The 6,794-nt window shown below is 60.8% G+C and carries 4 protein-coding genes; all 4 read left to right on the forward strand.

The features are described 5' to 3' along the window. Positions 1-219: 219 nt before the first annotated feature. Entirely contained in the window at positions 220-648 is a 429-nt protein-coding gene (locus HY011_29775) for a hypothetical protein (protein ID MBI3427139.1), read from the forward strand. A 245-nt stretch (positions 649-893) separates the two neighbouring features. After that, positions 894-2,225 (forward strand): TolC family protein, encoded by a 1,332-nt coding sequence (locus tag HY011_29780; GenBank protein MBI3427140.1) that lies wholly within the window; start codon positions 894-896, stop codon positions 2,223-2,225. Between the two features lie 89 nt (positions 2,226-2,314). Further along, positions 2,315-3,904: a copper oxidase gene (locus HY011_29785; protein MBI3427141.1), complete on the forward strand. Its 1,590-nt coding sequence runs from the start codon at positions 2,315-2,317 to the stop codon at positions 3,902-3,904. A gap of 158 nt (positions 3,905-4,062) precedes the next feature. Next, positions 4,063-6,636: a heavy metal translocating P-type ATPase gene (locus HY011_29790; protein ID MBI3427142.1), complete on the forward strand. Its 2,574-nt coding sequence runs from the start codon at positions 4,063-4,065 to the stop codon at positions 6,634-6,636. Positions 6,637-6,794 lie beyond the last annotated feature (158 nt).

The raw sequence follows: 6,794 nt of genomic DNA on the forward strand, positions 1-6,794 counted from the left end.
CGCGATGGCGATTCTAGCAAGCGAAGTTCACGAACGGCAAATCGTATGACGGCGCGCGGTACCGTCCCAGCGTACAGCCTTTGGCATACACTGAACCGCAAGGTGCACTGGCACAACTGCGCAGACGCCGCTTGCTCACGCGCGCGGTACCGTCCCGACGCCGCGCGCCGTCATACGATTTGCCGTTCTTGAACTTCGCTTGCTAGAATCGCCATCGCGATGCGCAATCCAACTGTTTCAAATTCATGGTTGACGACGATCTGCTCGCTACTCTTGGCAACGGGCCTGTTTTGCGTCCAGGTTTGCCAAGTCATTTGCGCCACCGTTGCTTGCGCCGGTGAGGCTGTTGCAACACAGCCGCCAACCACCAGCGAGCACGCGCATTGCCATCCACAACCACAGCCTGAACCGCAAACACCTAGGCCGCACAATCATTCGCACGATTGCCAGCACCACGCCGTCTTGCAATCGCTGCTGCCCGGCAATCAAGCCGCCAAACAACAGCCGCAAGCCGCCGGGCAGCCGGTCTTCATCGTTTCGTTTTGCTGGGCGGAAAACAGCCAGCCCTTTGCTGCGCTGAACAAACCTGCGCCAGCGCCTTTCAAACCACCGCCGCGCGAACAACATTCCACTGTCCAACGCATTTAATCCGCCGCTGGCTGCCATCTGAGCCGTGCGCAGGCTGTCGTGTGTCTGCGCGTATCCTGAAATTGGCTGAAACGCGCACTGCCGCTGGCGAAGCCTTTGGAGTGCGGTGGCACAGGCCACCGCTTTGGTATGCCCTTGATAGGCTTACCCTCGAAGGCTTACGAAAGCGGTGGCCTGTGCTGTGCCACCGCACTCCAAAGACGCTGCGCGTCAGGTTCAGCCCGCTCAAGTCGGAGGAATTCTTTATGCGTTCAAGCCGAACGCTGGCATTACAGTTTTGCGGTGCCTTGGCGTGGCTCTTGTTGTCTGTGACACGCGCCCAAGCACAACAACCCGCGCCACCCCCGCTTCGTCTGGAAGCGTTGGAGCAACTGGCGCTCAAGAACAACCCCACGCTCGCCCAAGCCGAAGCCGCCATCCGCGCGGCGGAAGGGCGGCGCAAACAGGCCGGGCTTTGGCCCAACCCGATTGCTGGGTATGCGGGCGAAGGGCTGGCCTTCGATCCGCGCGTGCGCGCTTATCAAAGCAACCAGGGTTTCTTTGTCGAGCAAACCATTCTAACTGGCAGCAAGCTCGCCAAAGACAAAGCCATCGCCGCGCAAGACAAAGCGCAAGCCGAAGTCAGCGCTGAGGCGCAACGGCTGCGCGTGGTCAGCGCCGTGCGCGTGTTGTATTACGAAACACTCGGCGCGCAACAACTCGTGGATTTGCGCAAGCAATTGGCCGATCTGACGCGCGAGGCCATGACGATTTCAGAAGACCTGTACAACATTGGTCAGGCGGATCGCCCCGATGTACTGGCTGCCGAGGTCGAATTGCAACGCGCCGAGATCGAACAACTGCGCGCCGAAAACGGTTTGACGCGGCTCTGGCAGGCGCTGGCAGCCGTCGTCAATGAGCCGTCGTTGCAAGCGCAATTTCAACCCCTGCGTCTGGATGGTTCGCTCGAAGTGGAAGCGCCGCCATTCAAATTCGATGAATTGCTGGCGACGCTCTTGCGCGACAGCCCCGAAATCAAAGCCGCGCAAACCGGCGTCGCACGCGCCCAGGCTGTCCTTGCGCGCGCCAAGGTTGAACCCGTGCCCGATGTGTTCCTGCGCGCCGGGGCGAGCGCCAACAACGAATACAACGAAATCGCGGGCCGCCGCACCGGTTGGGAAGCGCGCGTCGAAGCGGGCATTCGCCTGCCGCTGTTTAATCGCAATCAGGGGAATAGCGCCGCCGCGCAGGCCGATTTACTGAACGCTGAACGCGAGGTGCAGCGCGTCGAATTGGAATTGCGCACGCGGCTGGCAGAAAGTTACGCCGCCTATCTGAACGCGCTGGGCATGGCGGCGCGCTATCAACGCGAAATTCTGCCGCGCGCACAACGGGCTTATGACCTGTATCTGGCGAAATTCCGGCAGATGGCTGCGGCTTATCCGCAGGTGCTGATTTCGCAGCGCACGCTGTTCGAGGCGCGCACCGAATCCATCGCGGCGCAAGTCGAATTGTGGCAGAGCGTGGCGCAGTTGCGCGGCCTGTTGCTGATGGGCGGCTTGAACGCGCCAAACACCAGCCTCGGAGCAAATCGGTAAAGCTTGGCCGCAGATGAACGCTGAGAGACGCCGATCTGAGTTGATCCGCGTGAAGCGGCGTAAATCTGCGGCTGGTTATGGGAGAACTTATGAATCGTCGCAATTTTTTACGGCGCACCTCAATGCTAGGTGCAAGCCTCGTCGCCGCGAATCAGGCGCAGGCGCAACAGCAAACCAAACCGCCTGAGCAGCAACACGATCATTCACAGCATGGGGCGCAACACGGAGGCCAAACGCCTGCCAAACCTGCTGCGCCCAAAGGGCAAAACCAGGTTGACGCGCTGAATGAACGGCGGCCTTATCTGCCTGTCATCACGCCCGATTTGCCGAAGCTGCCGTACACGCTCGACAACGGCGTCAAGGTCTTCAGGCTCGTTGCCGAGCCGGTGCGCACTGAATTCCTGCGCGCTTCGAAATGGAGCGAGGCGCGGTTGGTGGATGCCTGGGGCTACAACGGCAGCGTGCCGGGGCCGACCATCGAGGTGCAGGAAGGCGACCGCGTGCGCATCATCTTCACCAATAATTTGCCCGAACCGACCGCGCCGCATTGGCACGGCTTGGAACTGCCATTCAACATGGATGGCGGGCCGGGCTTGAGCCAGAATCCGATTATGCCGGGCGAATCGTTCACCTATGAATTCATGCTGCATCAGAACGGCACCTTCTTTTACCACTCGCACATGCCGATGCAAGAGATGCTGGGGATGATCGGGATGTTCATCATCCATCCCAAAGTGCCGCACGAACCGCGCGTGGACAAAGACTTCGCCTTTGTGCTGCAAGGCTGGGCGATTCTGCCGAACAACACGGTACCCAACACGCTGGCGATGGAATTCAACTGGCTGACGATGAATGGCAAGAGCGGCCCCGACACGACGCCGATGATCGTCAAACAGGGCGAGCGCGTCCGCATGCGCTTCGTCAACCTGAGCATGGATCACCATCCGATTCACATGCACGGCCATCAGTTTTACGTCACCGGCACCGAAGGCGGGCGCGCGCCCGCCTCCACCTGGTTCCCACACAACACGGCGATTGTCGGCGTAGCGCAGGCCCGCGATGTCGAATTCGTCGCACAATTCGAAGGCGACTGGATGGTGCATTGCCATCTGCCGCATCACATGATGAATCAGATGGTTTCGATGGTCGGGCCGATGGCTGCAATAGGGGCGCATGTAGGCCATGCTTTACAGACGGGCAAAGAAATGGAGGCTGGCATGGGCATCGTCAGCAAAGGCGGCGCGTTAGGCGAAGACATGAAACCTTCGCTGGGCCGCGCGACCGGCGTGCCCGGCGAATACGCGACCTCGAATGCCATCGCGCAAGCGGCGGCTGTTTACACCTGCCCAATGCATCCTGAGGTGAAATCGGACAAGCCGGGCGAATGTCCGAAATGCGGGATGAAATTGGTCGAAGTGAAAGCGCCCAGCCAGCGCGGGCGGCGCGTGCCCGGCTATCCGCAAGACATGTGGATGACGATGGATGAAGAAGTCGCGCGGCCCGAAACCTCGTGGCTGCCGGTGGGCTGGACGGGTTCGATGATGGGGATGATGTCATTGGTGCGCGTCTTGCCGCCTGAAAAATATGAGCGCATGCTGGCGCTCATCAAAGCGGGCAAGTATGAGCCGGGAGCGAAATTGCCCGGCGGAACGAGTGGGCAGCATCAACATCCAGGTTGAACAAGCTGGAATGACCAGTCCTGGGTACGCACCGCTTCCAGCGTGCGGACTTGGCGAGAGATGCGACGTGCTAGTAGGTTATCCTTCGGCATCTAGCGGTCTCGTGCCAAGACCGCACGCTGGAAGCGGTGCGTACCCAGGCACAAATAGAAGCTCCAATGAACCTCCATATTGACCCAGTTTGCGGTATGACCGTTGATCCCGCGACGGCGGCGGGCCAGTTTGAACACGCGGGCAAAACGTATTACTTCTGCAATCCGCACTGCCAACATAAATTCAGCGCCGACCCGACGGCGTATCTCAACAAAGCGCCGCAACCAATGGTGCAACTCGGCGGCAAAGCCAAAAGCCTGCCAGTGATGACGGCCTTGCCGGTGCTGCAAACCGAACTGCACACCGATCCGGTTTGCGGCATGAAAGTGAATCCGGCGACGGCGGCGGGGAAACACGAACATCAGGGCCAGACGTATTACTTTTGCAATCCGCGCTGCCTGGACAAGTTTCGCGCGAATCCCGCAGCCATCCTGCATCCCCAACACGAACAGACAATGCCGCCCGCTGGCGCGGAGAACATCGAATACACCTGTCCGATGGATCCCGAAGTCGTGCAGCTTGGCCCCGGCACTTGTCCGAAATGCGGGATGGCGCTGGAACCGAAGACGTTCACGCTGGCGAACATTGATGCTGAGAATCCCGAATTGAAAGACATGAAGCGGCGCTTCCGGCTCAGCCTCGCGCTGACGCTGCCGGTCTTTTTGCTGGCGATGAGCGAGATGCTGCCGGGCCAGCCGGTGCAACACGCGCTGGGACACGGCGTCGTGACCCCGATAGTATGGTTGCAATTCGCGCTGGCGACGCCCGTCGTGCTGTGGTGCGGCTGGCCGTTCTTTCAACGTGGTTGGGCTTCGATCGTGAATCGCAGCCCGAATATGTTCACGCTGATCGCCATCGGCACGGGCGCGGCGTTTGGTTACAGCGTGCTGGCGACGCTCGCGCCGGGAATTTTTCCCGCCTCGTTTCGCGGGCACGGCGGCGTGGTGCCTGTTTATTTTGAAGCCGCCGCCGTCATCACGACGCTGGTGTTATTGGGCCAGGTCTTGGAACTGCGCGCGCGCAGCCAAACCAGCAGCGCCTTGAAATTGCTGCTCGGTCTCGCGCCCAACACCGCGCGCATTGTGCGCAGCAATGGCAACGAAGAAGACATCGCGCTCGACCGTGTGCAGCCTGGCGACAAATTGCGTGTGCGGCCCGGCGAAAAGGTTCCGGTGGACGGCGTCGTGATCGAAGGCCGCAGCGCGATTGATGAAGCAATGGTCACGGGCGAACCGCTGCCCGTCGAAAAGAACGTCAACGACCAAGTCACGGGCGGCACGGTCAACGGCACGGGCAGCTTCGTGATGCGTGCCGAGCGCGTGGGCAGCGACACCTTGCTGGCGCAGATTGTGCGCATGGTCGGCGAAGCGCAACGCAGCCGCGCGCCGATTCAACGTTTGGCCGATGCCGTCGCTGCTTGGTTCGTGCCGCTGGTCGTGTTGGTCGCCGTCATCACCTTTGTCGTGTGGGCGGCGGTTGGGCCGGAGCCGCGTTTTGTTTACGCCTTGGTCAATGCGGTGGCGGTGCTGATCATCGCCTGCCCCTGCGCGTTGGGCTTGGCGACGCCGATGTCGGTGATGGTCGGCACGGGACGCGGCGCGATGGCGGGCGTGCTGATCAAAAATGCTGAAGCGTTGGAGACAATGGAAAAGGTCAATACGTTGGTGGTTGATAAGACGGGCACGCTGACCGAAGGCAAGCCGCGCTTGATGGCGCTTGAAGCTGTTGAAGACGGGGAGACGGGGAGACGGGGAGACGGGGAGAGCGAAAACAAGCTGTTGCAATTGGCGGCGAGTTTGGAACGCGCGAGTGAGCATCCGTTGGCGGCGGCGATTGTCGCGGCAGCCAAAGAACGGCAGTTGGCATTGGTGAATGTGGAAAGCTTTGCATCGCATACAGGGCAGGGCGTTGTCGGGCAGATCAACGGCCAACGTTTGGCGCTCGGCAATCAACGGTTGCTGGATTCACTGGGCATTGCGGTTGAGCCGGCGTTGGCTGCGCGGGCCGAACAATTGCGCGGTGAAGGACAAACGGTGATGTGGCTCGCGCTCGACAATACGCTGGCGGGATTGCTGGCGGTCGCCGATCCGATCAAGGCGTCGGCGCGCGAGGCCGTCGCGGCTTTGCACGCTGAAGGCCTGCGCATCGTGATGCTGACCGGCGATAACCGCGTCACCGCCGAAGCCGTAGCGCGCCAACTCGGCCTCGAAGAAGTCATTGCCGAAGTCATGCCCGAACAGAAAAGCGCCGCCATCAAGCGGTTGCAAAGTGAAAGCCGCATCGTGGCGATGGCGGGTGACGGCATCAACGATGCGCCCGCGCTGGCCGCCGCGCAAGTCGGCATTGCGATGGGCACGGGCACCGATGTGGCGATGGAAAGCGCGGGCATCACGCTGGTCAAAGGCGACCTGCGCGGGCTGGTGCGGGCGCTGCGTTTGAGCCGCGCGACGATGCGCAACATCCGGCAGAATCTGTTTTTCGCGTTTGTGTATAACGTGCTGGGCGTGCCGCTGGCGGCGGGCGTGTTGTATCCGTTTTTCGGTGTGTTGCTCAGCCCGATGATTGCCAGCGCGGCGATGACGTTTAGTTCGGTGTCGGTGATTACGAATGCGCTGAGATTGCGCAGGTTGAATTTATAAAGGCGGGCAATCAAGCTGCTGGCTGTGCTTGATTGGCTTAATAACTGATGTTGCGCACAGGTTGGTTCATTGAGTGCGTTGACAGCTTCTGTGTGCCGGAGGCACGGCGGATATTAGCCGGTGGTGGAGCGCGCGCTCCACCACCGGCTAATATCCGC

This window comes from Acidobacteriota bacterium (genome assembly GCA_016196035.1).
In the GTDB taxonomy this organism is placed as follows: Bacteria; Acidobacteriota; Blastocatellia; order RBC074; family RBC074; genus JACPYM01.

Coding starts and splice junctions, on each gene's coding strand:
- HY011_29775 (MBI3427139.1), top strand. CDS start 220: ATGCGCAATCCAACTGTTTCAAATTCATGGTTGACGACGATCTGCTCG.
- HY011_29780 (MBI3427140.1), top strand. CDS start 894: ATGCGTTCAAGCCGAACGCTGGCATTACAGTTTTGCGGTGCCTTGGCG.
- HY011_29785 (MBI3427141.1), top strand. CDS start 2,315: ATGAATCGTCGCAATTTTTTACGGCGCACCTCAATGCTAGGTGCAAGC.
- HY011_29790 (MBI3427142.1), top strand. CDS start 4,063: ATGAACCTCCATATTGACCCAGTTTGCGGTATGACCGTTGATCCCGCG.